The 24,700-nt window shown below is 61.8% G+C and carries 30 protein-coding genes; 22 read left to right on the top strand and 8 right to left on the bottom strand.

The window, feature by feature from the left end:
- The first annotated feature begins 201 nt into the window (after positions 1 to 201).
- The 18 genes from ACR0JN_RS05205 (at position 202) to ACR0JN_RS05120 (ending at position 14,789) form a co-directional block, all read left to right on the top strand.
- Positions 202 to 1,572, top strand: coding sequence for a DNA-packaging protein (locus ACR0JN_RS05205; protein WP_480885009.1), 1,371 nt, complete (start codon positions 202 to 204; stop codon positions 1,570 to 1,572).
- A 90-nt stretch (positions 1,573 to 1,662) separates the two neighbouring features.
- Positions 1,663 to 2,061: a hypothetical protein gene (locus ACR0JN_RS05200; RefSeq protein WP_480884614.1), complete on the top strand. Its 399-nt coding sequence runs from the start codon at positions 1,663 to 1,665 to the stop codon at positions 2,059 to 2,061.
- A 111-nt stretch (positions 2,062 to 2,172) separates the two neighbouring features.
- Positions 2,173 to 3,333 carry a phage portal protein gene (locus tag ACR0JN_RS05195; RefSeq protein ID WP_480884613.1) on the top strand — a complete coding sequence of 387 codons (1,161 nt, stop codon included), beginning with the start codon at positions 2,173 to 2,175 and terminating at the stop codon, positions 3,331 to 3,333.
- The gene (locus tag ACR0JN_RS05190) at positions 3,326 to 3,541 is read left to right on the top strand and encodes a GTA head formation protein, RCAP_rcc01685 family (RefSeq protein WP_480884612.1); all 216 of its coding nucleotides are present in this window, start codon (positions 3,326 to 3,328) and stop codon (positions 3,539 to 3,541) included. The genes ACR0JN_RS05195 and ACR0JN_RS05190 overlap by 8 nt, the downstream gene beginning before the upstream one ends.
- Complete coding sequence (locus tag ACR0JN_RS05185) at positions 3,538 to 4,113, top strand: HK97 family phage prohead protease (protein WP_480884611.1); 576 nt, start codon at positions 3,538 to 3,540, stop codon at positions 4,111 to 4,113. The genes ACR0JN_RS05190 and ACR0JN_RS05185 overlap by 4 nt, the downstream gene beginning before the upstream one ends.
- Before the next feature lie 33 nt (positions 4,114 to 4,146).
- Positions 4,147 to 5,325, top strand: a complete 1,179-nt coding sequence (locus ACR0JN_RS05180; RefSeq protein ID WP_480884610.1) for a phage major capsid protein — start codon at positions 4,147 to 4,149, stop codon at positions 5,323 to 5,325.
- Between the two features lie 170 nt (positions 5,326 to 5,495).
- Positions 5,496 to 6,095, top strand: coding sequence for a head-tail connector protein (locus ACR0JN_RS05175; RefSeq protein ID WP_480884609.1), 600 nt, complete (start codon positions 5,496 to 5,498; stop codon positions 6,093 to 6,095).
- Positions 6,092 to 6,430: a phage head closure protein gene (locus ACR0JN_RS05170; RefSeq protein WP_480884608.1), complete on the top strand. Its 339-nt coding sequence runs from the start codon at positions 6,092 to 6,094 to the stop codon at positions 6,428 to 6,430. Before ACR0JN_RS05175 ends, ACR0JN_RS05170 begins: the two co-directional genes overlap by 4 nt.
- Positions 6,427 to 6,840 (top strand): DUF3168 domain-containing protein, encoded by a 414-nt coding sequence (locus ACR0JN_RS05165; RefSeq protein WP_480884607.1) that lies wholly within the window; start codon positions 6,427 to 6,429, stop codon positions 6,838 to 6,840. The genes ACR0JN_RS05170 and ACR0JN_RS05165 overlap by 4 nt, the downstream gene beginning before the upstream one ends.
- 20 nt (positions 6,841 to 6,860) lie before the next feature.
- Positions 6,861 to 7,274: a phage major tail protein, TP901-1 family gene (locus tag ACR0JN_RS05160; RefSeq protein ID WP_480884606.1), complete on the top strand. Its 414-nt coding sequence runs from the start codon at positions 6,861 to 6,863 to the stop codon at positions 7,272 to 7,274.
- Entirely contained in the window at positions 7,274 to 7,588 is a 315-nt protein-coding gene (locus ACR0JN_RS05155; RefSeq protein ID WP_480884605.1) for a gene transfer agent family protein, read from the top strand. Before ACR0JN_RS05160 ends, ACR0JN_RS05155 begins: the two co-directional genes overlap by 1 nt.
- Positions 7,585 to 7,794: a rcc01693 family protein gene (locus ACR0JN_RS05150; RefSeq protein ID WP_480884604.1), complete on the top strand. Its 210-nt coding sequence runs from the start codon at positions 7,585 to 7,587 to the stop codon at positions 7,792 to 7,794. The genes ACR0JN_RS05155 and ACR0JN_RS05150 overlap by 4 nt, the downstream gene beginning before the upstream one ends.
- Complete coding sequence (locus ACR0JN_RS05145; protein ID WP_480884603.1) at positions 7,781 to 8,443, top strand: phage tail tape measure protein; 663 nt, start codon at positions 7,781 to 7,783, stop codon at positions 8,441 to 8,443. Before ACR0JN_RS05150 ends, ACR0JN_RS05145 begins: the two co-directional genes overlap by 14 nt.
- Before the next feature lie 11 nt (positions 8,444 to 8,454).
- On the top strand, positions 8,455 to 9,090 hold the full coding sequence (locus ACR0JN_RS05140; RefSeq protein ID WP_480884602.1) for a phage distal tail protein, Rcc01695 family: 636 nt from the start codon (positions 8,455 to 8,457) through the stop codon (positions 9,088 to 9,090).
- Complete coding sequence (locus ACR0JN_RS05135) at positions 9,087 to 9,974, top strand: DUF2163 domain-containing protein (protein ID WP_480884601.1); 888 nt, start codon at positions 9,087 to 9,089, stop codon at positions 9,972 to 9,974. Before ACR0JN_RS05140 ends, ACR0JN_RS05135 begins: the two co-directional genes overlap by 4 nt.
- Positions 9,971 to 10,417 carry an NlpC/P60 family protein gene (locus ACR0JN_RS05130; RefSeq protein ID WP_480884600.1) on the top strand — a complete coding sequence of 149 codons (447 nt, stop codon included), beginning with the start codon at positions 9,971 to 9,973 and terminating at the stop codon, positions 10,415 to 10,417. Before ACR0JN_RS05135 ends, ACR0JN_RS05130 begins: the two co-directional genes overlap by 4 nt.
- Complete coding sequence (locus ACR0JN_RS05125; RefSeq protein WP_480884599.1) at positions 10,417 to 14,484, top strand: baseplate multidomain protein megatron; 4,068 nt, start codon at positions 10,417 to 10,419, stop codon at positions 14,482 to 14,484. The genes ACR0JN_RS05130 and ACR0JN_RS05125 overlap by 1 nt, the downstream gene beginning before the upstream one ends.
- An 8-nt stretch (positions 14,485 to 14,492) precedes the next feature.
- Positions 14,493 to 14,789, top strand: coding sequence for a DUF7742 family protein (locus ACR0JN_RS05120; RefSeq protein ID WP_480884598.1), 297 nt, complete (start codon positions 14,493 to 14,495; stop codon positions 14,787 to 14,789).
- On the opposite strand, the gene ACR0JN_RS05115 is transcribed toward ACR0JN_RS05120, so the two are convergent.
- The gene (locus ACR0JN_RS05115) at positions 14,770 to 15,108 is read right to left on the bottom strand and encodes a TraR/DksA family transcriptional regulator (protein ID WP_480884597.1); all 339 of its coding nucleotides are present in this window, start codon (positions 15,106 to 15,108) and stop codon (positions 14,770 to 14,772) included. The genes ACR0JN_RS05120 and ACR0JN_RS05115 overlap by 20 nt on opposite strands.
- 84 nt (positions 15,109 to 15,192) lie before the next feature.
- On the opposite strand from ACR0JN_RS05115, the gene cysE reads away from it, so the two are divergent.
- Positions 15,193 to 16,002: a serine O-acetyltransferase gene (gene cysE, locus ACR0JN_RS05110; protein ID WP_480815300.1), complete on the top strand. Its 810-nt coding sequence runs from the start codon at positions 15,193 to 15,195 to the stop codon at positions 16,000 to 16,002.
- Positions 16,003 to 16,020: 18 nt separating this feature from the next.
- Here the strand turns inward: cysE and ACR0JN_RS05105 are convergent, their stop codons facing one another.
- From ACR0JN_RS05105 to ACR0JN_RS05080, 6 genes are all read right to left on the bottom strand, one after another.
- Complete coding sequence (locus ACR0JN_RS05105; protein ID WP_480815301.1) at positions 16,021 to 16,263, bottom strand: hypothetical protein; 243 nt, start codon at positions 16,261 to 16,263, stop codon at positions 16,021 to 16,023.
- Positions 16,264 to 16,419: 156 nt separating this feature from the next.
- On the bottom strand, positions 16,420 to 17,718 hold the full coding sequence (locus ACR0JN_RS05100) for a pyruvate dehydrogenase complex dihydrolipoamide acetyltransferase (protein ID WP_480884596.1): 1,299 nt from the start codon (positions 17,716 to 17,718) through the stop codon (positions 16,420 to 16,422).
- Between the two features lie 14 nt (positions 17,719 to 17,732).
- Positions 17,733 to 19,103, bottom strand: coding sequence for a pyruvate dehydrogenase complex E1 component subunit beta (locus ACR0JN_RS05095; protein ID WP_480884595.1), 1,371 nt, complete (start codon positions 19,101 to 19,103; stop codon positions 17,733 to 17,735).
- Positions 19,104 to 19,118: 15 nt separating this feature from the next.
- A complete protein-coding gene (pdhA, locus tag ACR0JN_RS05090) occupies positions 19,119 to 20,108 on the bottom strand; it encodes a pyruvate dehydrogenase (acetyl-transferring) E1 component subunit alpha (protein WP_480884594.1) in 990 nt (329 codons plus the stop codon).
- A 175-nt stretch (positions 20,109 to 20,283) separates the two neighbouring features.
- Positions 20,284 to 20,583 carry an FtsB family cell division protein gene (locus ACR0JN_RS05085; RefSeq protein ID WP_480884593.1) on the bottom strand — a complete coding sequence of 100 codons (300 nt, stop codon included), beginning with the start codon at positions 20,581 to 20,583 and terminating at the stop codon, positions 20,284 to 20,286.
- Between the two features lie 145 nt (positions 20,584 to 20,728).
- Positions 20,729 to 21,919, bottom strand: a complete 1,191-nt coding sequence (locus tag ACR0JN_RS05080) for a phosphoglycerate kinase (RefSeq protein WP_480884592.1) — start codon at positions 21,917 to 21,919, stop codon at positions 20,729 to 20,731.
- Positions 21,920 to 22,053: 134 nt separating this feature from the next.
- On the opposite strand from ACR0JN_RS05080, the gene ACR0JN_RS05075 reads away from it, so the two are divergent.
- Together ACR0JN_RS05075 and ACR0JN_RS05070 are read left to right on the top strand one after the other, a co-directional pair.
- Positions 22,054 to 22,560 (top strand): peptidylprolyl isomerase, encoded by a 507-nt coding sequence (locus tag ACR0JN_RS05075; protein WP_480573455.1) that lies wholly within the window; start codon positions 22,054 to 22,056, stop codon positions 22,558 to 22,560.
- Positions 22,553 to 23,110 carry a peptidylprolyl isomerase gene (locus ACR0JN_RS05070; RefSeq protein WP_480884591.1) on the top strand — a complete coding sequence of 186 codons (558 nt, stop codon included), beginning with the start codon at positions 22,553 to 22,555 and terminating at the stop codon, positions 23,108 to 23,110. The genes ACR0JN_RS05075 and ACR0JN_RS05070 overlap by 8 nt, the downstream gene beginning before the upstream one ends.
- Positions 23,111 to 23,181: 71 nt before the next feature.
- Here the strand turns inward: ACR0JN_RS05070 and aqpZ are convergent, their stop codons facing one another.
- Entirely contained in the window at positions 23,182 to 23,871 is a 690-nt protein-coding gene (gene aqpZ / locus ACR0JN_RS05065; RefSeq protein ID WP_480884590.1) for an aquaporin Z, read from the bottom strand.
- A 215-nt stretch (positions 23,872 to 24,086) separates the two neighbouring features.
- Here aqpZ and ACR0JN_RS05060 point away from each other — a divergent pair, with 215 nt between their 5' ends.
- Positions 24,087 to 24,623, top strand: a complete 537-nt coding sequence (locus ACR0JN_RS05060; RefSeq protein ID WP_480884589.1) for a hypothetical protein — start codon at positions 24,087 to 24,089, stop codon at positions 24,621 to 24,623.
- Positions 24,624 to 24,700: the final 77 nt, after the last annotated feature.

The raw sequence follows: 24,700 nt of genomic DNA, 5'->3' as shown, positions 1-24,700 counted from the left end.
AGTCGCTTGAACGGTCCATTCGCGATCTGCGTCAGGCAGCGGAAGAACTGCGAAAACAGATCGGTGCCGGGGAGGATGCAGACCTTGCCGGAACAGGCAAGCAACTGGGTCAGCTAGAGGGGCTGATCCGAAGTTGCCAGAAAGTGGAGACAAGCTTTGTCGAACAACATCACAGACAAGCCGGAATTGCCCAAGGGGGCTATGCGCTCGACCTTGATCGGGCACGATCTGAGATCGGGTGCAGGCTGGCTCGCCTCCGCGCCTGCTGCGGTGCAGGACAGGTTTCTGAGTGAGATCGGGGAGGGAGGGCTATGTGCCCTCCCTGTCCTGTTCGAGTTCTGGGCGCTGCCGCATCAACTGCCGCCCGAGGGGGACTGGCGGTCCTGGGTGATCATGGGCGGGCGTGGGGCTGGCAAAACGCGGGCCGGGGCTGAATGGGTGCGGTCGATGGTCGAGGGGTCTTTGCCGCTGGATCGCGGTGAGGCGTGTCGCGTGGCTTTGGTCGGTGAGACCTTTGATCAGGTGCGCGATGTGATGATCTTTGGCGACAGCGGGATTTTGCAGTGTTCTCCGCCGGATCGTCGGCCTGTTTGGAAGGCATCGGAACGGAAACTGGTCTGGCCCAACGGGGCCGAGGCGCAGGCGTTTTCGGCGCACGATCCTGAGGGACTGAGGGGTCCTCAGTTCGATGCGGCCTGGGTGGATGAGTTGGCCAAGTGGAAGAAGGCGGCCGAGACTTGGGATATGCTGCAATTTGCGTTGCGGTTGGGGGATCGGCCACGGGTCTGTGTGACCACGACGCCGAGGAATGTGAAGGTTTTGAAGGATTTGCTGGCGTCGCCGTCGACCGTGCAGACCCACGCGCCGACCGAGGCGAACCGGGCCAATCTGGCGGACTCGTTTCTAGACGAGGTGCGCGCGCGCTATGCCGGCACGCGGCTGGGGCGGCAGGAGTTGGACGGGGTGCTGCTGTCGGATGCTGAAGGCGCGCTGTGGACAGGCTCGATGCTGGAGGCGGCGCGGTACGCGCATGTGCCTGTGTTGGATCGCATCGTCGTGGCGCTGGACCCGGCGGTGACGGCGGGGGCGGATGCGGATGCTTGCGGGATCGTGGTTGTGGGCGCTCAGCTACAGGGGCCGCCCGAGGAGTGGCGGGCCTATGTGCTGGCTGACCGAACGGTGCAGGGCGCGGGTCCTGCGGGCTGGGCGCAGGCGGCGATTGGCGCGATGGATGAGTTCGGGGCCGAGCGGCTGGTGGCCGAGGTCAATCAGGGCGGGCAACTGGTGGAAGAGGTCGTGCGGCAGGTGGACCCTCTGGTCCCCTATCGCGCGGTGCGGGCATCCCGCGGCAAGGTGGCGCGGGCCGAGCCTGTGGCGGCCTTGTACGAGCAGGGGCGGGTGCGTCATGTGACCGGGCTGGACGCGCTGGAGGAGCAGATGTGCCAGATGACCGCGCGCGGGTTCGAAGGGCAGGGCTCACCCGACCGCGTCGACGCGCTGGTCTGGGCGCTGCATGAGTTGGTGGTGGGGCCTGCCGGGGTGTATCGGCGGCCGAGGGTGAGGGCCTTGTGATCCCGCCTTAGCTTCTGACTCTAAGAAAAATGCTTGAAAAACAATGCGTCCATAACCAGAGTTCTATCATTAAATGCTTGGAGATTGTAAATGCTTGCACGGCTTGTTCGAAACTATGAGTTGCTCAGAGCGCAACGACTGGTCGCAAAATGTGAGTATTCCAAAGCAGAGCGAATTGTTTGCCGGCTTCTGGAGAAATACCCGCGTTCAGTAGGATACAATCTGTTTCTGGCTGATATCAAGTTGTTCGAAGGCGACATAGAACGAGCTTTGTCTATTTATAGCGCAACGAAACAGATATTGGACAGCGAGCAGGAAGTGACTCAGGAAAACAGACGGTTCTATGCGGCGTATATGAATTTTAGAACCACCGCGATCCAATTTCATAACAAGGGTCAAGAATTTGCGAAGTGGCGCGAGTTCGCGGTGTTGATTAATAAACTTGAGGCGGACCGCCTTATCAAAAGACTGTTTCCGTTGCCTGAGTAGCTGCTGCGGGCGTTGCCCAACCCCCGTACGCCCCGTTCCCAAGGCTTAAACTTCTTTCCGTCATAACTCCTTTCAACAAGCCGGGCAGAGCGGCGGCAGAAAGGAGCACAGATGGTATTCGATTTCTTGCGTCGTGGATCGGCGGGCGAAGCGCCCGAGGCGAAGGCGAGCGCGGCGGGGCCTGTGGTGGCGTGGCAGACGGGCGGGCGCGTGGCGTGGAGCCCTCGGGACGCGGTGTCGCTGACGCGGACGGGGTTTTCGGGGAACCCGGTGGGGTTTCGCTCGGTCAAGCTGATTGCCGAGGCGGCGGCGGCTTTGCCTCTGGTGCTGCAGGATCAGGCGCAGCGGTTTGATGTGCATCCGATCCTGTCGCTGATGCGTCGTCCGAATGCGGCGCAGGGGCGGGCAGAGTTGATGGAAGCTCTGTTCGGGCAATTGCTGCTGTCGGGCAATGCGTATGTTGAGGCGGTACAGGCCGATGAGGGGCTGCCGGTTGAGCTGCATGTCTTGCGCTCGGACCGGATGAGCGTGGTGCCGGGGGCGGATGGGTGGCCCAAGGCGTATGATTACGCGGTTGGTGGCAAGAAGCACCGGTTTGCGGCGGAAAATATCTGCCATATCAAATCGTTCCACCCGCAGGATGATCACTATGGCTTCTCGCCGATGCAGGCGGCGGCGATGGCGATTGACGTGCATAACAGCGCGTCGCGGTGGTCGAAATCTCTGTTGGATAACGCGGCACGACCTTCGGGGGCGCTGGTTTGGAAGGGTGATGGCCATGGGGTGATGGCCGAGGATCAGTTCCGGCGTCTGTCGGATGAGATCGAGCAGAACTATCGCGGGGCGCGCAATGCGGGTCGTCCGATGGTTCTGGAGGGCGGTTTGGATTGGAAGCCGATGGGCTTTTCGCCGTCCGATATGGAGTTTCAAAAGACCAAGGAAGCCGCCGCCCGCGAGATCGCGCTGGCCTTTGGGGTCCCGCCGATGTTGCTGGGTATCCAGGGCGACGCGACCTATTCGAACTATCAGGAGGCCAACCGGGCGTTTTACCGCCTGACCGTGCTGCCTCTGGTGACGCGGGTGGCGGCGGCGGTGTCGGAATGGTTGGCGGGGTTCTCGGGTGAGGATTTGGTGCTGAAGCCCGATCTGGATCAGGTGCCTGCGCTGTCGGCGGAACGCGATGCACAATGGGCGCGGGTCAATGGGGCTGATTTCCTGACAGATGCCGAGAAGCGCGCGTTGCTGGGGCTGCCGGAGCGTGGCGATGGGTGACTATCCCTCGTTCGAGTGTGCGCCGGGGCTGAGGTTGGCTGCGCATGAGCGGGTGGCCGAGATCCAGCACGCGCATCTGTGCCGGCGGCTGGATCAGATCGAAGAGATGATGGAGCGGCTGGAGAAGCGGTTGTGGCTGACGGTTTACGGCGTGGTCGCCGTTATCCTAGCGCAGGCCTTTCAGTCGATCTTGGTGGTAACGCCATGAGTTCAGTAGGTTACATGGAGAAGTTCATGGATTTGGAGCATAAATTCGCACGGTTCGGAGACGGGTTGTCGGTGTCCGAAGATGCGGTGATCGAGGGCTATGCCAGCCTGTTCGGGCAGGTCGATCAGGGCAGCGATGTGGTGCAGCGTGGGGCGTATCGAGGCTCGCTTGACGGGCTGTCCAAGGCGGGCCAGCGGGTCAAGATGCTGTGGCAACACGATCCGGCGCAGCCTATCGGTGTCTGGGATGAGGTGCGCGAGGACGACCGCGGCCTGTGGGTCAAGGGACGTCTGCTGGAGGCCACGCAGAAGGGCCGTGAGGCGGCGGAGTTGATCCGGGCAGGCGCGATGGATGGTCTGTCGATTGGCTATCGCACCAAGCGGGCCGTGAAGAATGACCAGGGCCAACGCGTCCTGACCGAACTGGAGCTGTGGGAGGTGTCGTTGGTGACATTCCCGATGCTGCCCAGTGCGCGGGTGGCGGCAAAGGGGGCAGACCCTGATACCGCGTTCACCTGGCGCAGTATTGCCGAGGTGTTCCGTGACGCCCGGCAGGAGCTGGCGCGGATCTAGCGCCTCAAAACCCACCCAGAAAAGGAAGTGCTGATGAGCAAGACCGAGACCCCGGCCTTGACCGGAGAGGGTGCGCCCCTGGTTCAGGAGGTGAAGCAGGCGATGGCTGGCTTCGTGAATGAATTCAAGGGCCTCAAGGCCGAAGTTAAAACCAAAATGCAACAGACAGAAGAGCGACTGACCATGCTGGATCGTAAATCAACCATCGCGGCGCGCCCGCATCTTGCGGCCTCCGTTGAGGATGGCGCACCGCATCAGAAGGCGTTCGACGCCTATGTGCGTTCGGGCGAGGATGACGGGCTGCGCGGGCTCGAGATGGAGTCGAAATCGCTGTCGAGCGCGGTCAACAGCGATGGCGGTTATCTGGTTGATCCGCAGACGGCTGAGATGATCAAGTCGGTGCTGAACTCGACCGCTTCGATCCGCTCGATCGCGTCGGTGGTGAATGTCGAGGCGAACTCGTTCGACGTGCTGATCGACCATACGGATGTGGGTGCGGGCTGGGCGGATGAAACCTCAGCCACCGCTGAGACCGCGACCCCGTCGATTGATCGCATTTCCATCCCGCTGCATGAGCTGAGCGCGCTGCCGAAAGCGTCGCAGCGTTTGCTGGATGACAGTGCGTTTGATGTCGAGGGTTGGCTGGCGGGTCGCATCGCCGACAAGTTTGCACGGGCCGAGGCGGCTGCGTTTATCAATGGCGATGGAGCGGACAAGCCGAAGGGCCTGATGGTTCACCGCGCTGTTTCCAACGACACTTGGTCCTGGGGCAGCCTGGGTTATGTGGCCACTGGCGTTGACGGTGGTGTCGATGCGGATGCGATTGTCGATGTGGTCTACGCGCTGGGTGCGCAGTACCGGGTTAACGGCACGTTCGTGATGAACTCAAAAACCGCTGGTCTGATCCGCAAGCTGAAGGACAGTGATGGCCGCTTCCTGTGGTCGGATGGTCTGGCGTCGGGTGAGCCTGCGCGTCTGATGGGATACCCGGTGCTGATTGCCGAGGACATGCCGGATGCAGCGACCGACAGTTTCTCGATTGCGTTTGGGGATTTCCAGGCCGGTTACACTATTGCCGAGCGTCCCGATCTGCGCGTGCTGCGCGATCCGTTCAGCGCCAAGCCGCATGTCCTGTTCTACGCGACCAAGCGCGTCGGCGGCGACGTGAGCGATTTTGCTGCGATCAAGCTGGTGAAATTCGGTACCGCCTAAGGCGGGCTGAATCCGGGGGGCTGCGTGCCTCTCGGGCGGCGGGCGCGGGCCGGGGTGAGATCCTCTGCGTTGTCTAGCTGCTCCCCTCCGTCCGAGCAACGTGGGGCGGCGCGTGCCCGTCATTTTCTGAAGGTCGGCCCCGGAGGGGACCGAGATTGCGGAGTGAATGGATGATGTTGATCGAAGAAACCGCCATCGCGGATGCGGCGCTGCCGGTGGATCAGTTCAAGGCGCATCTGCGGCTGGGCACGGGGTTCGCCGAGGGTGATGTGCAGGGCGAGGTGCTGAAAGGGTTCCTGCGCGCGGCCCTTGCGGCGATTGAGGCGCGGACCGGCAAGGTGCTGATCGAGCGGGATTTCTCGTGGACCGTTAGTGCCTGGCGTGATCCGGCGGGCGAGGTGCTGCCGGTGGCCCCGGTGGTGTCGGTTGGTGCGGTGACGCTGAGCGATGCGGCGGGGGCCGAGACCGTGGTGGATGCCGCCGGGTATCGGCTGGAAGGCGATATGCAGCGCCCTCGGCTGCGCCCTTCGGGGTCTTGTTTGCCTAAGGTGCAGACAGGTGGATCGGTGAAGATTGGCTTCACTGCGGGGATGGCCGCGGATTGGGGCAGGCTGCCCGCCGATCTGGGTCAGGCGGTGCTGCTGTTGGCGGCGCATTACTATGAATACCGCGATGAGACGGCGTTGGGCGCGGGGTGCATGCCCTTTGGCGTGACCAGCCTGATCCAGCGCTATCGCACGGTGCGCTTTGGTGCGGGGGTGATGCAATGAGCGCGCCGCGACTGAACCGCAAGCTGGTGCTGGAGGCCCCGACGCGCGTGGCGGATGGCGCGGGCGGGTACACCGAGACATGGGCCGCTTTGGGCGCGCTTTGGGCCGAGGTGACGGCGCGCAGCGGGGCGGAGCGGGCTGTGGGTGGCGCATCTGTGTCGCGTGTTGGGTATCGGATCGTGGTGCGCGGTGCGCCCGAGGGATCATCGATGCGCCCGGCGCCGGATCAGCGGTTTCGCGAAGGCGCGCGACGGTTTGTGATCCGCGCTGTGGCGGAACGCGATGGGCGCGGCCAGTACCTGACCTGTTTTGCAGATGAAGAGGTGGCGGCATGAGTTACGGCGTATCAGCCGCTTTGCAGGCGGCGGTGTTTCAGCAGTTATCGGCGGATGTGCAGGTCGGCGCGCTGTCGGGCGGGGCGATCTATGACGCGGTGCCCTCGGGCGTGTTGCCGCAGACCTACGTGACGCTGGGGCCAGAGGAAGTGCGCGATGCCTCGGACCGGTCGGGTGCGGGCGCGGTGCATCGATTCACGGTCTCGGTGGTGTCTGAGGCGGCGGGCTTTGGCGCGGCCAAGACGCTGGCGGGCGCGGTGTGTGACGCGCTGGAAGGTGCGGCGTTGAGCTTGGACCGGGGCCGCCTTGTGGGGCTGTGGTTCGAACGCGCCAGCGCCCGGCGCACGGGAACCGGCGGCGCGATCCGCGAGATCGACCTGAGATTCCGCGCTCGCGTGGAAGACGACTAAGCAATCAACGGAGAGAGCATATGGCTGCCCAGAACGGAAAAGACCTGTTGGTCAAAGTGGATATGAACGGCACCGGCCTGTTTCAGACCATCGCGGGGCTGCGTGCCACGCGGATCAGTTTCAATGCGGAAAGCGTGGATGTCACCAGCCTGGAAAGTCAGGGCGGGTGGCGTGAGTTGCTGTCGGGCGCGGGGGTGAAATCCGCTGCGATTTCCGGCTCGGGCGTGTTCAAGGATGCGGGCACGGATGAGCGTGCGCGTCAGTTGTTCTTTGACGGTGAAACGCCCGGTTTTCAGGTGATCATTCCGGATTTCGGCATTGTCGAAGGGCCGTTTCAGGTCAGCAGCATCGAATATGCGGGCTCGCATAACGGTGAGGCGACCTATGAGATGAGCATGGCAAGCGCCGGTGCGCTGAGCTTTACGGCGCTCTGATGGCCAATCCGTGGACGGGCGAGGTGGCGCTGACCATCGATGGGGAGCAGCGGGTGCTCAAGCTGACTTTGGGTGCTTTGGCGGAATTGGAACAGGCGTTGCAGGCCGGGTCTCTGGTCGAGCTGGTGCAGCGGTTTGAGGGTGGCGGGTATTCCAGCGGCGATGTGTTGGCCTTGCTTGTTGCGGGGCTGCGCGGTGGGGGCGCGCAGGTGAGCCGCGAAGACCTGCTGCATGCCGAGATTGCGGGCGGGCCGATGGCGGGCGCGCGGGCGGCGGCTGAATTGCTGGCGCGTGCCTTCATGGTGCCCGAGTGAGCGGGTTCGACTGGCCCGCGCTGATGCGGGCCGGGTTTCTGGGCCTGCGTCTGACGCCGGAACAGTTCTGGCGTCTGACCCCGGCCGAGTTGCGGCTGATGCTGGGGCAGGGCGCGGGGATGCCTGCGATGAACCGGGCGGGGCTGGATGCGCTGCTGGCGGCCTATCCGGACAAGGAACAAGGAGAACGTGATGACGGATCGTGAAGGGTTTGACGACCTGCAGGAGCGGGGCGAGGCGCTGGGCGATGCGCTGGGCGATGCGGCGACCATGGCCGGAGCGTTTGACGGGCAGATGAAGCGCATCAGGGCCGCGTTTGAAGAGACTGGCAAGGATGTGGCGACGCTGGAACGCGGCATGTCGGGCGGGTTGCGCAAGGCGTTTGATGGTGTGGTGCTGGACGGGATGAACCTGTCGGGCGCGCTGGATGTGTTGAAAAACTCGATGATCCGCACGGCCTATTCGGCGGCGATTAAGCCGGTGACGGATCATTTTGGGGGCATGCTGGCCAACGGGGTCGGCAATCTGGTGCAGGGCATTTTGCCTTTTGCCGATGGTGGCAGTTTTGCGCAGGGCCGCGTGATGCCCTTTGCCAATGGCGGCGTGGTCAGCAGCCCGACCATGTTCCCGATGCGCGGCGGCACCGGGTTGATGGGTGAGGCGGGCCCCGAGGCGATCATGCCGCTGGCGCGCGGTGCTGACGGCAAGCTGGGCGTGCGGACGCAGGGCGGCGGTCGCGCGGTGAATGTGGTGATGAATATCAGCACGCCGGATGTGCAGGGGTTCCGTCGATCTCAGGGTCAGATCGCGGCGCAGATGAGCCGCGCCTTGGGTCGTGGCAATCGCAACAGATAGGGGAGCAGAAGATGAATTTTCACGAGGTGAGATTTCCCGCCAGCCTGAGTTTCGGCTCGGTCGGGGGGCCCGAGCGGCGCACGGATATCGTGACGCTGGCCAACGGGTTCGAGGAACGCAACACCCCCTGGGCGCATTCGCGCAGGCGTTATGATGCGGGTCTGGGGATGCGCTCGTTGGACGATATCGAGACGCTGATCTCGTTCTTCGAGGCGCGGCAGGGGCAGATGTTCGGGTTTCGCTGGAAGGACTGGTCGGACTTCAAATCGGGCGCGGCGACCTCTGACGTAGATCAGGGCGATCAGGTGATTGCGCGGGGCGATGGCGAGACGGTCGAGTTTCAGCTGGTCAAGACCTATAGCTCGGGTGGTGTCAGCTATGTTCGGCCTATCGCCAAGCCGGTTCTGGGGACAGTGCGGCTGGGGTTAGATCAGGATGAGGTGCGCGAGGGGGTTGATTTTGAAGTGGATCTGAACAGTGGCTCGATCCTGTTCGCCGACCCGCCTCCGGAACAGATCGAAATCACCGCCGGGTTCGAATTCGACGTGCCGGTGCGCTTTGACACGGACAAGATCCAGACAAGCGTAGCCAGCTTTCAGGCGGGCGATGTCCCAAACGTTCCGGTGGTCGAGGTACGGGTCCGATGAGCGTGGCTGAACAGGGCCTGTACGGCCATCTGCAAACCGGGCTGACGACCGTCTGCCGGTGTTGGGCGATCACGCGGACCGACGGGACGACGTTAGGTTTCACCGATCATGATATGGAACTTCGGTTCGACGGTCTGACCTTTAAGGCGAGCACAGGGCTGACCGCTGCTGCCGTGGAACAGGCGACGGGCCTTTCGATTGACAATACCGAGGCAATGGGCGCTCTGTCCGATGCCTCAGTCCGTGAGGATGATATCGAGGCCGGTCGTTTCGACGGGGCAGAGGTACAGGCATGGTTGGTCAACTGGACCGATCTGGACCAGCGCGTCTTGCAGTTCCGGGGCTCGATTGGCGAGTTGCGGCGGGCAGGCGGAGCTTTTCACGCGGAACTGCGCGGGCTGACCGACCTGCTGAACCGGCCATGGGGGCGCATCTATCAGAAGCCGTGTACGGCGGTTCTGGGGGATGGGTCGTGCCGTTTTGACACGAACGCGCCTGGCTATCGGGCCGAAGCTGAAGTCACAGGGCTGGATAGTGGCACCCAACTGAGGCTTGCCGGGGCAGCAACGGTGGACGAGGCCTGGTTTGAACGCGGCAGGCTGGATGTGGTCTCCGGCGCGGCAAAAGGGCTGTGGGCCGCGATCAAGCAGGATCGCCGAACAATGGACGGGCGCGAGATTACGCTGTGGTCCGGTATCAGCGGTGGACTGGCCGTGGGCGACCGGGTCAGTTTAACCGCTGGGTGCGACAAACGCATGGAAACTTGCCGATTGAAGTTCAATAACCTTCTGAATTTTCAGGGCTTCCCAGACCTTCCCGGTGAAGATTGGGTTCTGGCAGTTCCAAGGCAAGGCAACTCCCATAACGGAGGCAGCAGGCGGTGACTTTGTGCAGACAGGATATTGTTGATGAGGCCCGCGCCTGGCTGGGGACACCCTACGTGCATCAGGCCTCGGTCAAAGGGGCTGGCGCGGATTGTCTGGGTCTGCTGCGCGGCGTGTGGCGTGCGGTGGTTGGCGCTGAGCCAGAGGCCGTTCCTGTTTACAGCATGGATTGGTCCGAGCCACAGGGCGAGGAACGCATGTGGTCGGCGGCGAGGCGGCATTTGTCAGAAAAGCCGATTGCCGACATGGCGGGGGGTGATGTTCTGCTGTTTCGAATGCGGGACGGCAGCGTCGCAAAGCACCTTGGCATCGTAAGCAGTGCCCATAACGTAACGCGGTTTATCCACGCCTATTCCGGGCACGGTGTCGTCGAAAACGCCTTGAGCGATCCCTGGCGCCGCCGGGTGGTCGCCTGTTTCGAATTTCCGGTGGAGGATCTCTGATGGCTACTATTGTACTTTCCGCAGCGGGTGCGGCCCTCGGGGGGGCGATCGGAGGGACGGTTGCAGGTCTGTCGACTGCGATCATTGGTCGTGCGATCGGGGCCACCGTTGGCCGCGTGATTGACCAGCGCCTTATGAGTCAGGCGATCATGGGGGGCGGTAGCGAAGTGGTGGAAACCGGCCGCCTGGACCGGTTCCGCCTGACCGAAACGGGCGAGGGCGCTGCGGTGTCCACGATCTTTGGTCGGATGCGGGTCGGCGGCCAGGTGATCTGGGCATCGGACTTTCTGGAAACGCGCAAATCGTCCACCGAGTCTTCCGGTGGGGGCAAGGGCTCTCCGAAGCCGCCCGAGGTGACAACCGTCACTTATAGCTACTCGGTTTCTCTCGCCATTGCGGTGGGGGCCGGGGAGATTGCCGATGTCGCGCGCATCTGGGCCGATGGCGAAGAGCAGGAACGCGCCGGTCTGAACATGCGGATTTACAAAGGTACGGAAGACCAACTGCCCGACCCGCTGATCGAGGCGATTGAGGGCACGGGCAATGTTCCGGCCTATCGCGGTACGGCCTATGTGGTCATCGAGGATTTCCAGCTTGGTGCCTTTGGCAACCGCGTTCCGCAGTTTTCGTTCGAAGTTGTGCGCCCCTCGCAAAAGGGTTTGCCGGATCACGAAAGCTCTTTACCCAATCTGGTCCGCGGCGTTGCCCTGATGCCGGGCACCGGAGAGTATGCCCTGGCCAGCAGTCAGGTGAACTACGATCATGGGCGCGGAAAAAGCACGACCGCGAATGTGAACTCGGCCTCTGGTCTGCCGGATCTGATCACCTCGACGCGGGCTTTGGAGAAAGAGCTTCCCGGCTGCGATGCTGCATCGCTGATCGTGTCGTGGTTCGGCGACGATCTGCGCTGTGGCGATTGTCAGATCAGGCCCAGAGTGGAACACAAGGAGGCTGACGGTAAGAACATGCCCTGGAACGTTGCCGGGTTGACGCGGGACACCGCCGGGGTCGTCGCGCGGGATGGCAACGATCTGGTCTATGGAGGAACACCGGCGGATGCCGCTGTGGTGGAAGCCATCCGGCATCTGAACGAGACCGGCAAACGGGTCATGTTCTACCCGTTCATACTGATGGAGCAACTGCGGGGCAACGGCCTTGCCGACCCGTGGTCCGATGCCCCTGATCAGCCGTATTTGCCCTGGCGGGGCCGGATCACGCTGGATGTCGCACCGGGGCGTGCGGGGTCGCCAGATCAGACGGCTGCAGCCGATGCGCAGGTGGCCACATTTTTCGGCAGCGCGCGCGCTCAGGACTTTTCGATCAACGAAGATGACGACGCTGCTGTTGGGTCTGTCGGCACTGGCGGTGGTGGTGGATTGTTCGGTGATAAGGATGACGAGCGCAGGCTATTTGGAAGCGGGGGTTTTGGAGGAAAGAAAAAAGCAAAAACCAGGACAGAAATTAACTACTCCGGCCCCGGTGAATGGGGGTTGCGTCGGTTCATCTTGCACTATGCCATGCTGTGTAAGGCCGCCGGTGGAGTAGCGTCCTTCTGCATCTCATCAGAAATGCGCGGGCTGACGCAAATTCGCGGTGCCGCTGGCTTTCCGGCTGTGGCGCAATTGCGGTCGCTGGCGGCAGAAGTGCGGCAGATACTCGGGCCGAACACAAAAATCGGCTATGCAGCAGACTGGAGTGAATATTTCGGGTACCAGCCTGCGGGCACCGACGACAGGTGCTTCCATCTCGATCCCCTTTGGGCGGACGGCAACATCGACTTTGTCGGGATCGACAATTACATGCCGTTGTCAGACTGGCGCGACGGTGAGGATCACCGTGATGCCGATGCCGGCGCGATCTACAATCTGGATTATCTGCGGGGCAATATCGAAGGGGGTGAAGGGTACGACTGGTACTACGCTTCCCCCGAGGAGGCCGAGGCTCAGATCCGGACACCGATTGAGGATGCGGACCATGACGAACCATGGATCTGGCGCTACAAGGATCTGCGGAACTGGTGGGCGAATACGCATCATGAGCGGATCGGGGGCGTTCGCCAGACGAACCCCACAGACTGGGTTCCGGGGTCGAAGCCGATCTGGTTCACCGAATTGGGTTGTGCGGCCATAGACAAAGGTACAAACCAGCCCAACAAGTTCCTGGACCCTAAGTCGTCAGAATCCAAACTGCCGGCCTATTCTAACGGTCTACGGGACGATTTCATTCAGGTTCAGTACCTGACGGCGATGCTGGGCTATTGGGGTGATGACAGCGTCAATCCGGTGTCGACCGTGTACGGTGCCCCCATGGTGGATATGTCAAACGCCTATGTCTGGGCCTGGGACGCACGCCCGTTTCCCACTTTCCCGAACCTGCGCAGTCAGTGGAACGATGGTGAGAACTATGCGCGGGGCCATTGGTTGAACGGCCGCTCCGGGTCGCGAACGCTGGCGTCGGTGGTGACGGAAATCTGCCAAGGGGCAGGGGTAACGGATATCGACGTCTCGGCCCTCTACGGCGTTGTTCGGGGCTACGCGGTCGAGGACGTGTCGGACGCACGCTCGGCGCTGCAGCCGCTGATGCTGCGCTATGGGTTCGACGCGATCGAACGCGGCGGTGTGCTGCAATTCCGCATGCGCAACGCTCTGGGCGCGGCGTCGATAGGCCTCGATCAACTCGCCGTCAGCCCGGACATTGAAGGCACCGTCGAACATCGCCGCGAGGCCGAAGCGGAAATGACCGGTCGGGTGCGCCTGCGCTTTGTGCAATCGGACGCGGATCATGATGTGGTGGCGGAAGAAGCGGTGTTGCCGGATGACAGCACCCATGCGGTGGCCGTCAACGAGGTGCCCTTGTCGATGACGCGTACTGAAGGCCGTCAGACGGTTGAACGGTGGTTGAGCGAGGCGCGGGTCTCGCGCGACACGGTGCGTTTTGCGTTGCCGCCCTCGCTGATGCATCTGGGGGCCGGGGATGTGGTCAGCCTTTCAGATGATCAAAGTGGTGCGCGCTATCGGATCGACCGTCTGGAACAGGCCGAGATGCAACTGGCCGGCGCGGTCAGGGTCGAACACGGGGTCTATTCCACCTCGGATCTTGCGGAGGATGCGGTGTCGGTGAAGCCGTATGTCGCACCTGTTCCGGTGTTGCCGGTTTTCATGGACCTGCCGCTGATCACTGGTGCCGAGGCGCCGCACGCGCCCTACCTTGCCGTCTCTGCCGATCCGTGGCCGGGCAGCGCTGCCGTTTATTCTTCGACCAACGATGAAGACTATCGGCTGAGCGACGTGATCTCGGGCCAGGCTGTGATCGGGTTTACCGAAACCCCGCTCAGGCGCGCGGTCAGCGGTATCTGGGACGAGGGCCCGGCGCTGCAGGTAAAGCTGATCGACGGTCTGCTGGAATCGCGCCCGCGCTCGGCCTTGCTGAACGGTGTCAATCTGGCTGCCATCGGCGACGGATCACCCAATAATTGGGAGGTGTTTCAGTTCGCGGACGCCAGCCTGCAATCTCCGGGCGTTTACGCCTTGTCCGGTCGCTTGCGGGGACAGTTGGGCACGGATGCGGTGATGCCGGATGTCTGGCCGGACGGCTCGGTCTTTGTTCTGCTGAACGACCGAGTATTCCAGACCAGCCTGCTGCGCACCGAGCGGCGGGTGGCCAAGCACTATCGCATCGGCCCGGCTGCGCGCAGCTATGACGATCCGTCTTATGACTACATCGTTCAGTCTTTCGACGGGAACGGATTGCGTCCCTATGCGCCGGTGCATGTGCGGGTCAAACCAACGGCTGTGGGGGACGAGGCGACCTGGATTCGCCGCACGCGTCTGGATGGCGATGACTGGGCCGGGCTGGATGTTCCGCTGGCAGAGGAAAGCGAATCCTATTTGTTGCGCGCGCGGGCCAACGGCGCGGTGCTGCGCGAAGTGGTGACCGCGGAACCGCGATGGACCTACTCGTCTGGGATGAAAGCAGCGGATGGCCTGACCGGCCCCTATCAGCTTGAAGTGGCGCAGGTCTCGGCCAGCTACGGGCCGGGCCCGTTCGCGCAATTGGCAGTCGGGTAAGCGGCTCGATGCGGCCCGTGCTCCACGGTGATATCAGTTCTGCGGCGCGGGCTTTGCTGGCCGTGCCGCAGGCGGATCGCGACCGCGTATGCGCTCTGATGATCGCCGAGGCGGAACTGGCGGATGCGCATGTCACCAAAACCGGGCGCTTGCACCCGGTTTACGGCAATGGTTCGCTCATGGCCGTCGCGCGCAACAGAGTGCTGTTGAATGAGCCCAGCTTTGACGACGTGCAATATTGCCAATGTTTCGAATTGGTTCTGGCTCACCTGATCCAGTTCCAGATCAACCGGCAGCGCACGTGACGCATTTACTGGCGGCGAGGTCCAGGTTCAGTCGCCCCTCGGGAATCTCATCGCCGCAATCCTCGCAATACCCGTATTCATCTTCCTGCAGACGGGCCAACGCGGCCTGCAGACGGCGGGTTTCGAGGTCACGATTGGCCTGCTGCGCCTTGGCCATCGCCTGATTTTGCAGGGCATCCATCCGGCTTAACCGGCCAACGGCCTGCTGATCCAACTCGACCACCTTCTGCGCCTGTTGGCCTGCAGTTGAAAGCTGGCTCAGTTCTGCCAGACGCGCGTGAATTTGGGCCTCGAAATAGCTGCGTTTGGAGTCATTCATTTCTGTTGCATCGCAGATCACGGGTTTGCGTTTGGTGTTTTTACCACTAAATGGCATTCTAGGCGCAGCAGAGGATCAAAAGCTATGTTCGAAAAGCGCAGCCAAGTCACATCCGTAGACCCGGTTTGGGGTCGCATCACGGCCGAGGCCAACGCGGCAGTCGAGAAAGAGCCCCTAATGGGGGGGCTGGTGCATGCCTGTATCCTGCATCACCGCAGTCTGGAGCGCGCCCTGTCGTACAGGGTGGCGGCCAAGCTGTGCTCGAACGAGATGTCGATGATGGTTCTGCGCGAGATCGTGGATGAGGCTTATGCCGACGACTCCCACCTGATCGAGGCGGCCCGCGCGGATCTGATGGCGGTCTATGAGCGTGACCCGGCCTGCCACCGCCTGTTGCAGCCAATCCTGTACTTCAAAGGTTATCAGGCCATGCAGGCCTATCGCGTGGCCCATTGGCTGTGGCGAAAAGGGCGGCATGATCTGGCTTATTTCTTCCAGATGCGGTCCTCCGAGATTTTCGGGATCGATATTCACCCGGCTGCCAAGATCGGCAAGGGGATCATGATCGACCACGCCCATTCCATCGTGATCGGTGAGACGGCGGTTGTGGGCGACAATGTCTCGATGCTGCATTCCGTTACCCTTGGTGGCACTGGCAAGGAAGAGGAACAGCGCCATCCGACGATTGGCGACGGCGTTTTGATCGGTGCCGGGGCCAAGGTTCTGGGCAATATCGAGGTGGGCCATTGCAGCCGCATCGCTGCCGGGTCGGTGGTTTTGCAAGAGGTTCCGGCCTGCAAAACCGTGGCGGGTATTCCTGCGAAGATCGTTGGTGAGGCTGGCTGTGATCAGCCGTCGATCTCAATGGACCATATGCTGGGCAAAGACCAGTAAAGCCTGCAATCACTGGCTTCAGTTCGAGCGGCTGTTTCTTTTAAGCAGCCGCTCTTGCCGTCTCTGTTCGCGTCGTTGTTTGCGCAGTTCGATTTTCCTTTGCCGGTCCGCTTTTTGCTGAGCAATGACGGCGGGGTCCGAGGATTTGAATTTAGAGTTTTCGCCAGGATAGCTGTTGGGTTTGGCGACGCTCATCACAGGCGAGGCGGTGGCCAACAGGGTCAAAACGATCAGGCTTTTGGTGGTATTTGTCAGGCGCATCACACAACTTCTTCCAGCTTGGTTTGGCAAGATGAAGGTGGGATGTTTCGCCCTCTGGCGCAATCGTCCGGGCGATCACGTGAGCTCAAATCACGGCGCGGGGTGCGTCAACCCCGCCGGGCTGTGCGCCCGGCAGGGTCAGGAGGTTGAGGGCGTTTAGGCCAGCATCACCATTGGGTTTTCCAGATTATCCACAATGGCTTGCAGTAACTGAGCACCAAGCGCGCCGTCGATAACCCGGTGATCGACCGACATGGTGACGGACATCACGGTTGCGACCGTCAGCTCTCCGTCATCGCCCACGACCGGTTTCTTCAAACCGGTGCCGACGGCCAGGATACCGGCGTGTGGCGGGTTCACGATGGCGTCGAAATTGTCGATGCCGAACATGCCGAGGTTCGAGACCGCAAACGTGCCGCCCTGATATTCGTGCGGGGCCAGCTTGCGATCACGGGCGCGGCCTGCGAGGTCCTTCATCTCGGTCGACAGAGCGGACAGCGACTTGGTGTCAGCATCCTGCAGGACCGGGGTGAACAGACCGCCCTCGATGGCGACCGCGACGGCCACATCCGAGGGTTTCAGTTGCAGAACCCGGTCGCCCGCCCAGACGGCGTTGCATTCGGGAACCTGTTGCAGCGCGTTGGCGACGGCCTTGATGATGAAGTCGTTGACGCTGAGCTTGACGCCCCGGCCCTCCAGCTGCTTGTTCAACTGGCTGCGGAACTTGAGCAGCGCGTCCAGCTTGATATCGCGACGCAGGTAGAAATGCGGGATGGTCTGCTTGGCCTCGCTGAGGCGCGCGGCGATGGTTTTGCGCATGCCGTCGAGCTTGACCTCTTCGTAGTCGCGACCTTCGTACATCTTGGCGACTGCGTCTGCCGATGGGCCAGCCGGGGCAGCAGCGGGCGCGGCTGCAGCAGGTGCTGCGGCAGGGGCCGGAGCGGTTACGGTTGCGCCTTCGACATCGGCTTTAACGATCCGGCCATGCGGTCCGGTGCCGGTGATCTGCGCCAGATCCAGACCCTTTTGCGCGGCGATGCGACGGGCCAAAGGCGAGGCGAAGATACGACCGCCGTCCGCTTTGGCGGGCGCTGCCGGGGCAGGGGCGGGCGCCTCGGATGCCGCTGGCGCGGCAGCCTCGTTGCCCGCGGCGGCTGCGGGTGCAGCCGCTGGGGCCGTGGCAGGTGCAGTGCCAATGTCATCGGCGCTTTCGCCATCTTCCAGCAGGACCGCGATGGCGGTGTTGACCTTGACCCCTTCGGAACCCTCGGGGATCAGGATCTTGCCGATGGTGCCTTCGTCAACAGCCTCAAACTCCATCGTGGCTTTGTCGGTTTCAATCTCGGCCAGCAGGTCGCCGGAGGAGACGGTGTCGCCTTCTTTGACCAGCCATTTGGCAAGGGTGCCTTCCTCCATCGTCGGCGAAAGGGCGGGCATCAGAATTTCGGTGGGCATCTGTCTGTCGCTCCTTACCGGTAGGTCACTTGTTTGACGGCGGCGATCACCTCATCGGTGGTGATCAGGGCCAGCTTTTCGAGGTTCGCGGCGTAGGGCATCGGGACGTCCTTGCCGGTCAGGGTGATGACGGGCGCGTCGAGATAGTCGAACGCTTCCTGCATCACGACCGAGCTGATATAGCCGCCGACCGAGCCTTGCGGCCAGCCTTCTTCGACCGTCACCAGACGGTTGGTCTTCATCACCGAGTTGATGATCGCGCCGGTGTCCATCGGGCGGATGGTGCGCAGGTCGATCACCTCGGCGCTGATGCCGTCTTCGGCCAGCTTGTCGGCGGCTTCCAGCGCGTATTGCATGCCGATGCCAAAGCTGACGATGGTCACGTCCGAGCCTTCGCGCCAGATGCGGGCCTTGCCCAGCGGGACGGTCAGGTCATCCACCTGCGGCACATCGAAGGACCGGCCGTAGAGGATTTCGTTTTCTAGGAAGACCACCGGGTTGGGGTCGCGGATCGCTGATTTCAGCAGACCTTTGGCATCAGCAGCCGAGTAGGGCATGACGACTTTCAGGCCGGGGATCTGCATATACCATGCGGCGTAGTCCTGCGAGTGCTGTGCGGCCACGCGGGCGGCGGCACCGTTGGGGCCACGGAACACGATCGGGCAGCCCATCTGACCACCGGACATATAAAGCGTCTTGGCGGCCGAGTTGATGATCTGGTCAATCGCCTGCATGGCGAAGTTGAAGGTCATGAATTCGACAATCGGTTTCAGACCGCCAAAGGCAGACCCCACGGCGATACCGGCGAAGCCGTGCTCGGTGATCGGGGTGTCGATCACGCGTTTGCCGCCGAACTCGTCCAGCAGACCTTGGGAGATTTTGTACGCGCCCTGATATTCGGCGACTTCTTCGCCCATCAGGTAGACGTCTTCATCGCCGCGCATTTCTTCGGCCATCGCGTCGCGCAGGGCTTCGCGGACGGTCTGCTGCGCCATCTCGGCATCCGCAGGCCAGTCAGGCGACAGGTCCACGACCGGAGCAGCAGGGGCCGACGCGGGAGCGGGGGCCTCAACCGCCGCAGGGGCGGCCTCGGTCACCGCTGCGGCTGCGGGTGCAGCCGCGGGCAGGGCCGAGGCGTCTTCGCCTTCTTCGACCAGAACCGCGATGGGGGTATTCACTTTGACGCCTTCGGTGCCTTCGGCGATCAGGATCTTGCCGACGATGCCTTCATCAACGGCCTCAAACTCCATCGTCGCCTTGTCGGTTTCGATCTCGGCCATGATGTCGCCCGAGGATACGGTGTCGCCTTCCTTGACCAGCCATTTGGCCAGCGTGCCTTCTTCCATCGTGGGCGAAAGGGCGGGCATGAGAATTTCGGTTGCCATGTCTTATTCGTCCTCTCAGGCGTAGATATCTGTCCAGAGCTCGTCCAGCGACGGCTCGGGGCTTTCTTTCGAGAATTCGGCGGCCTGATTGACGATCTCTTTGATCTCTTTGTCGATCGCCTTCAGGTCATCCTCGGTCGCGTGTTTGCCGGTCAGCAGCAGGTCGCGCACGTGTTCGATCGGATCGCTTTGTTCGCGAACCTTCTGAACCTCTTCACGGGTGCGATACTTGGCCGGGTCGGACATCGAGTGCCCACGGTAGCGGTATGTCTTGACCTCAAGGATGTAGGGGCCTTTGCCTGCGCGGCAGTGCGCGACGGCCTTTTCGCCCGCAGCCTTGACCGCCAGCACATCCATGCCGTTGACGATCTCGCCGGGGATGCCGAACGCCTCACCACGATGATAGATGTCTTTGGTCGAGGTCGAACGCGCCTGAGCGGTGCCCATGGCGTATTGGTTGTTCTCGATCACGAAGACAACCGGCAGGTCCCAGATCGCCGCCATGTTGAAAGTCTCGTATACCTGGCCCTGGTTCGCCGCACCGTCCCCGAAATAGGTGAAGGTCACGCCGCCGTTTTCTTTGTACTTGTCGGCAAAGGCCAGACCCGCGCCCAGCGGGACCTGCGCGCCGACGATGCCGTGGCCGCCGTAGAAATGCTTCTCTTTCGAGAACATATGCATCGAGCCGCCCTTGCCCTTGGACAGGCCGCCCTCGCGCCCGGTGAGTTCGGCCATCACGCCGCCCGGGTCCATGCCACAGGCCAGCATGTGACCATGGTCGCGGTAGGAGGTGATGCGTTTATCGCCCTCTTTCGCCGCAGCTTCGAGACCGACAACAACCGCCTCTTGTCCGATGTACAGGTGGCAGAAACCACCAATCAGACCCATACCGTAAAGCTGGCCCGCCTTTTCCTCGAATCGGCGGATCAGCAGCATCTCGCGGTAGTATGTGGTCAGTTCTTCCGCAGAAACATTTGGTTTCTTTGTGGTTTTTCGCGCAGCCATTGTGGCGATCTCCCCCTTTCGGCAAGATAGTTTAGCGTTAAACTATCTCTTAAAGCATTTCCTTCTGTCTGGCGAGTGTAAATGTGACGCAGCGGCACCCCGTGCGGAATCCAGCCGGAAACCTGCTGCGAAGTCCTTGGTTCAACGGAGGTTTTGGGGAAGAGCCCGAATGGGTTTAGCGAATGACGATCTCATCCGCGCGGATCATGCCCAGAACCGAACGGGCCTGCTGATCCAGAAGGTCGAGGTCCAGATAGGTGTCTGACAGGCGACGGGTCAGGTTTTCCATCTCGGTGATGTCGGCCTCAAGCTTAGCCAGGTCGCGTGACAGAGCATCCCGTTCCGCCGCAATCTCGACCCGCCGGAACAGGCCATAGTCGCCCTGCACGGCAGCAAAGGTGAAATACACACCCAGCATGAACGCCACCGACAAGAAAAGGACTGCGCCCAAACCGGGCCGATTGGAACGGGACACTCTGTTACCGCCGTATGAAACTTGCCTCAAAAACGTGCCCTTTGCGGGCATCTGAAAGCACTATGTCACAGGTGATTCGCCTTGTGAATCCCTTGATTTACGGAAATTCCGCTTTCGAGTCAGAAAGTCACAGGGCGCGCCGAAACTACTGCTCCAGCGCGGCGACGCCGGGAAGGGTTTTGCCTTCCATCCATTCCAGAAACGCACCACCTGCCGTCGAGATATAAGAAAAAACCCGCGCCGCGCCCGAGGCGTTGAGCGCCGCAACCGTATCCCCGCCCCCCGCGACCGAGACCAACTGACCAGACCGCGTCAAAGCCGCCGCTTTCAGCGCGGCTGCGTTGGTGGCCGCGTCAAAGGGTTCAAGTTCGAACGCGCCCAGCGGGCCGTTCCAGATCAACGTCTGGCTTTGTCCGAAGATGTTCGAGATCGCGGCCACGCTGTCGGGACCCGCGTCCAGGATCATGCTGTCCTCGGGGCATTGATCCGCAGGCAGCACCTGATGCGGGGCGTGGGCTTCGAACTTCTGGGCAGTGACGATATCCGTCGGCAACACGATCTTGCAGCCTGAGGTCGCGGCTTTGGCAAGAATGTCGGCTGCGGTGTCTTTCATCTCGCGCTCGGCCAGTGATTTGCCGACGCTCACGCCTTGGGCCACCAGAAAGGTGTTCGCCATCCCGCCGCCGATCACCAGAAAATCCACCTTGTCGATCAGGTTGCCCAGAAGCTCCAGCTTGGTCGAGACTTTCGCGCCTCCGACCACAGCCGTCACGGGACGCTTCGGTGCGCCCAACGCGCCTTCCAGCGCCTCAAGTTCGGCCTGCATCAAACGACCGGCGCAGGCGGGCAGCAGGCGCGCAAGCGCCTCGGTCGAACTATGGGCGCGGTGCGCGGCGGAAAACGCATCGTTGCAATAGGCATCGCCCAGTCGCGCCATTCCGGCGGCCAGATCGGGATCGTTCTTGGTCTCGGCGGCGTGGAAGCGAGTGTTTTCCAGCAGCAGAACCTGACCGGGTTGCAGCGCCTGCGCCGCCAGTTCCGCCTCGGCGCCCACACAGTCGGCGGCAAACAGAACCTCGGCCCCGAACGAGGCCTCAAGTGTCGGAACCAACTGTTTCAGAGACAGGCTCTCGCGACGTTCCCCACCGGGACGACCGAAATGGGCCAGAAGGATCGGCTTGCCCCCAGCAGCCAGAATATCGCGCACGGTGGGAACGATGCGCTGGATGCGGGTGGCGTCGGTCACAATACCATCTACCACCGGCACGTTGATATCGACGCGCACCAGTACGCGTTTGCCGTTCAGGTCCATGTCGTCCAGCGTTTTCCAGCCCATCGCGCAATCCTCGTGTTTTGATACCTAATTTAGGCGGTTCTTTTCCTGCATTTTGCCCTCAGGTCAATGCGTCACTTGGCTTTCACCCGCTTGGGGCATAGGTATTTGCCAAGACCAATCGACAGGAGGGCCTCATGGCCGAGATCAAAGACCCCGAAAACACCATCATCATCGAACTGAAGGACGGCAATGTCGTGATCGAATTGCTGCCCGACGTCGCGCCCCAGCACAGCGCGCGGATGAAGGAACTGGCGCGCGGCGGAGAGTATGACAACGTGGCCTTCCATCGTGTAATCGACGGGTTCATGGCCCAGACCGGTGATGTACAGCACGGCGATATGGAAGACGGGTTCAACCTGCGTATGGCAGGCACCGGCGGGTCGTCGCTGCCCAACGTGCCGGCCGAGTTTTCCAAGCTTCCGCATGACCGGGGCACGCTGGGTGCGGCGCGGTCGCAGAACCCGGATTCGGCCAACTCTCAGTTCTTCATCAACTTCAAGGACAACCACTTCCTGAACGGCCAATACACCGTTTATGGCCGCGTCATCGACGGGATGGAGCATGTGGACGCCATCGTGCGCGGCGAGCCGCCCGCGAACCCCGACCGCATGATCAGCGTCAAGGTGGCCGCCGATGCATAAGCTGGCCGCCGCATTCGCCCTGCTGGCCAGCCCCGCGCTGGCCACGGGTCTGGAGATTGAGGTCGAAGGCGAGGGTGCAAACGGCACCATCACCGTTGACCTGTTCGATGACGTTGCCCCGAAACACGTGGAACAGATCGCGGCGCTGGCGTCCGAGGGTCAGTATGACGGCGTGGTGTTTCACCGCGTGATCGACGGCTTCATGGCCCAGACCGGAGACGTTCAGTACGGCAATCAGACCAGTGACGGCTTCAACGCCAGCTACGCCGGGCGTGGTGGTTCAGACCGCCCCGATCTGCCTGCCGAGTTCTCGGACATCACCTTTGACCGGGGTGTCGTGGGTATGGCTCGGTCGCAGAACCCCAACAGCGCCAACTCGCAGTTCTTCATCATGTTCGCACCGGGTCCGTTTCTGGACGGGCAGTATACTGTCGTCGGTCAGGTCACAGGCGGCATGGACGTGGTTGACGCGATCAAGCGCGGTGACGGCCAGAACGGGGCCGTTATCGGCCAGCCCGACGTGATGAAGAAAGTCACGGTTACGGAGTAACGAAAAACCCCGGCGCTGCTTGCAGTGCCGGGGTTCTGTTTCTTCACAGCCGCCTAACGCAATGCGGTTTGTCAGTCATCCGCCGACATGGCTTTCCAGATCAGCGCACCGACCGCTCCGCCGATCAGCGGGGCGACCCAGAACAGCCAAAGCTGCGCAAGGGCAGGGCTGTCGGCAAACAGCGCCACGCCGGTCGAGCGAGCCGGGTTGACCGAAGTGTTGGTCACCGGGATCGACACCAGATGGATCAGCGTAAGCCCCAGACCGATTGCGATGGGGGCGAACCCTGCCGGCGCTCCGCTGGACGTGGCGCCCAGAATGATCAGGATGAAGAACGCGGTCATCACAATCTCGATCACCAACGCAGACATCAGCGAATACCCTCCGGGAGACGCCTCGCCGTACCCGTTGGATGCAAAACCGCCGACCCCGGCGAAATCCGGCGCGCCGCTGACGATCAGATACAGAACCACAGCCGCCGCAATCGCGCCGATCACTTGCGCGGCCCAGTAGGGCAACAGGTCCTTGGCCGGAAAGCGCCCGCCGATCATCAGGCCCAGGCTCACCGCCGGGTTGAAATGCCCGCCCGAGATATGGCCCACCGTATAGGCCATCGTCAGAACCGTCAGGCCAAAGGCCAGTGAAACGCCCAGCCACCCGATGCCCACATCTGCAACACCCGCCGCCAGAACCGCGCTGCCACAGCCGCCAAGGACCAGCCAGAATGTGCCGAAGAACTCGGCCATAAGTTTCGATGACATGAAAACACCTCCGCAAATCAATGGGTTTTAGTTTAATTCAGAAAGTGGATTTTATGAAACTGTTAAAGAGAGCGGAGTCATCCACCTAGATGACGCAGATTGGAGCCGTAGGTACAAGGGGGTATTGCCGGGCGTCCAGCAGAGCAAATGCGTCGGTTCTGAGCCGAATTCACATTGAGGAGAGGTGCTCAGTATGCGATGCACAAGACATGGTCGTGAAAACAGATATGAAAGCACAAAGAGGCCAACCTAAGAAACGGCAGCGCTGGCAGGCTGGGGCATTGGTTGAGATTCCAATTGCAGAAAACCATTGGGCTTATGGGCAATTGGGTGAAGAATACTTCGTCGCGGTTTTCGAAGGATTATTCTCAGAGCGCCCGGAAATCGAAGAGTTGATCCACCTGCCGATACTGTTCAAGTCTTTTGTCTATAGCAATGTTATAGGCAAAGGTTATTGGCTAAAAATAGGCCGGGTTGAACCCCGAAGTGACGTGATGGCAGAAGATTGCCGATTTAAGCAGGATAGAATTTCCGGGGCGCTGTCACTTTATCATTCAGACTTTGGGCAGCATGGTGGCGAACGTCCGGCGGTTCTGAGCGAGTGTCTTGGATTGGAGTGTGTTGCTGTCTGGGAGGCAGGTCACGTCGAAGACCGGATCATCGCCGCCCGTGACGGGCGCGAATGTAAGTGGGTCAGTTCCTTGGCCATAGATTTGTCAAGAGTTCCTGCACACCAGAACGACATTCATTGAGAGGAGGTGTCCGATTTGTCCACTCTAAGGACATCCCCAAAACCCTGATGAGCGCTCCAAAAAACAGAGCGCCGCAG

This window comes from Ruegeria sp. G12 (assembly GCF_056533565.1).
Note: the sequence above shows the minus strand (reverse complement) of the source record. Positions and strands in the feature narration are given on the sequence as shown.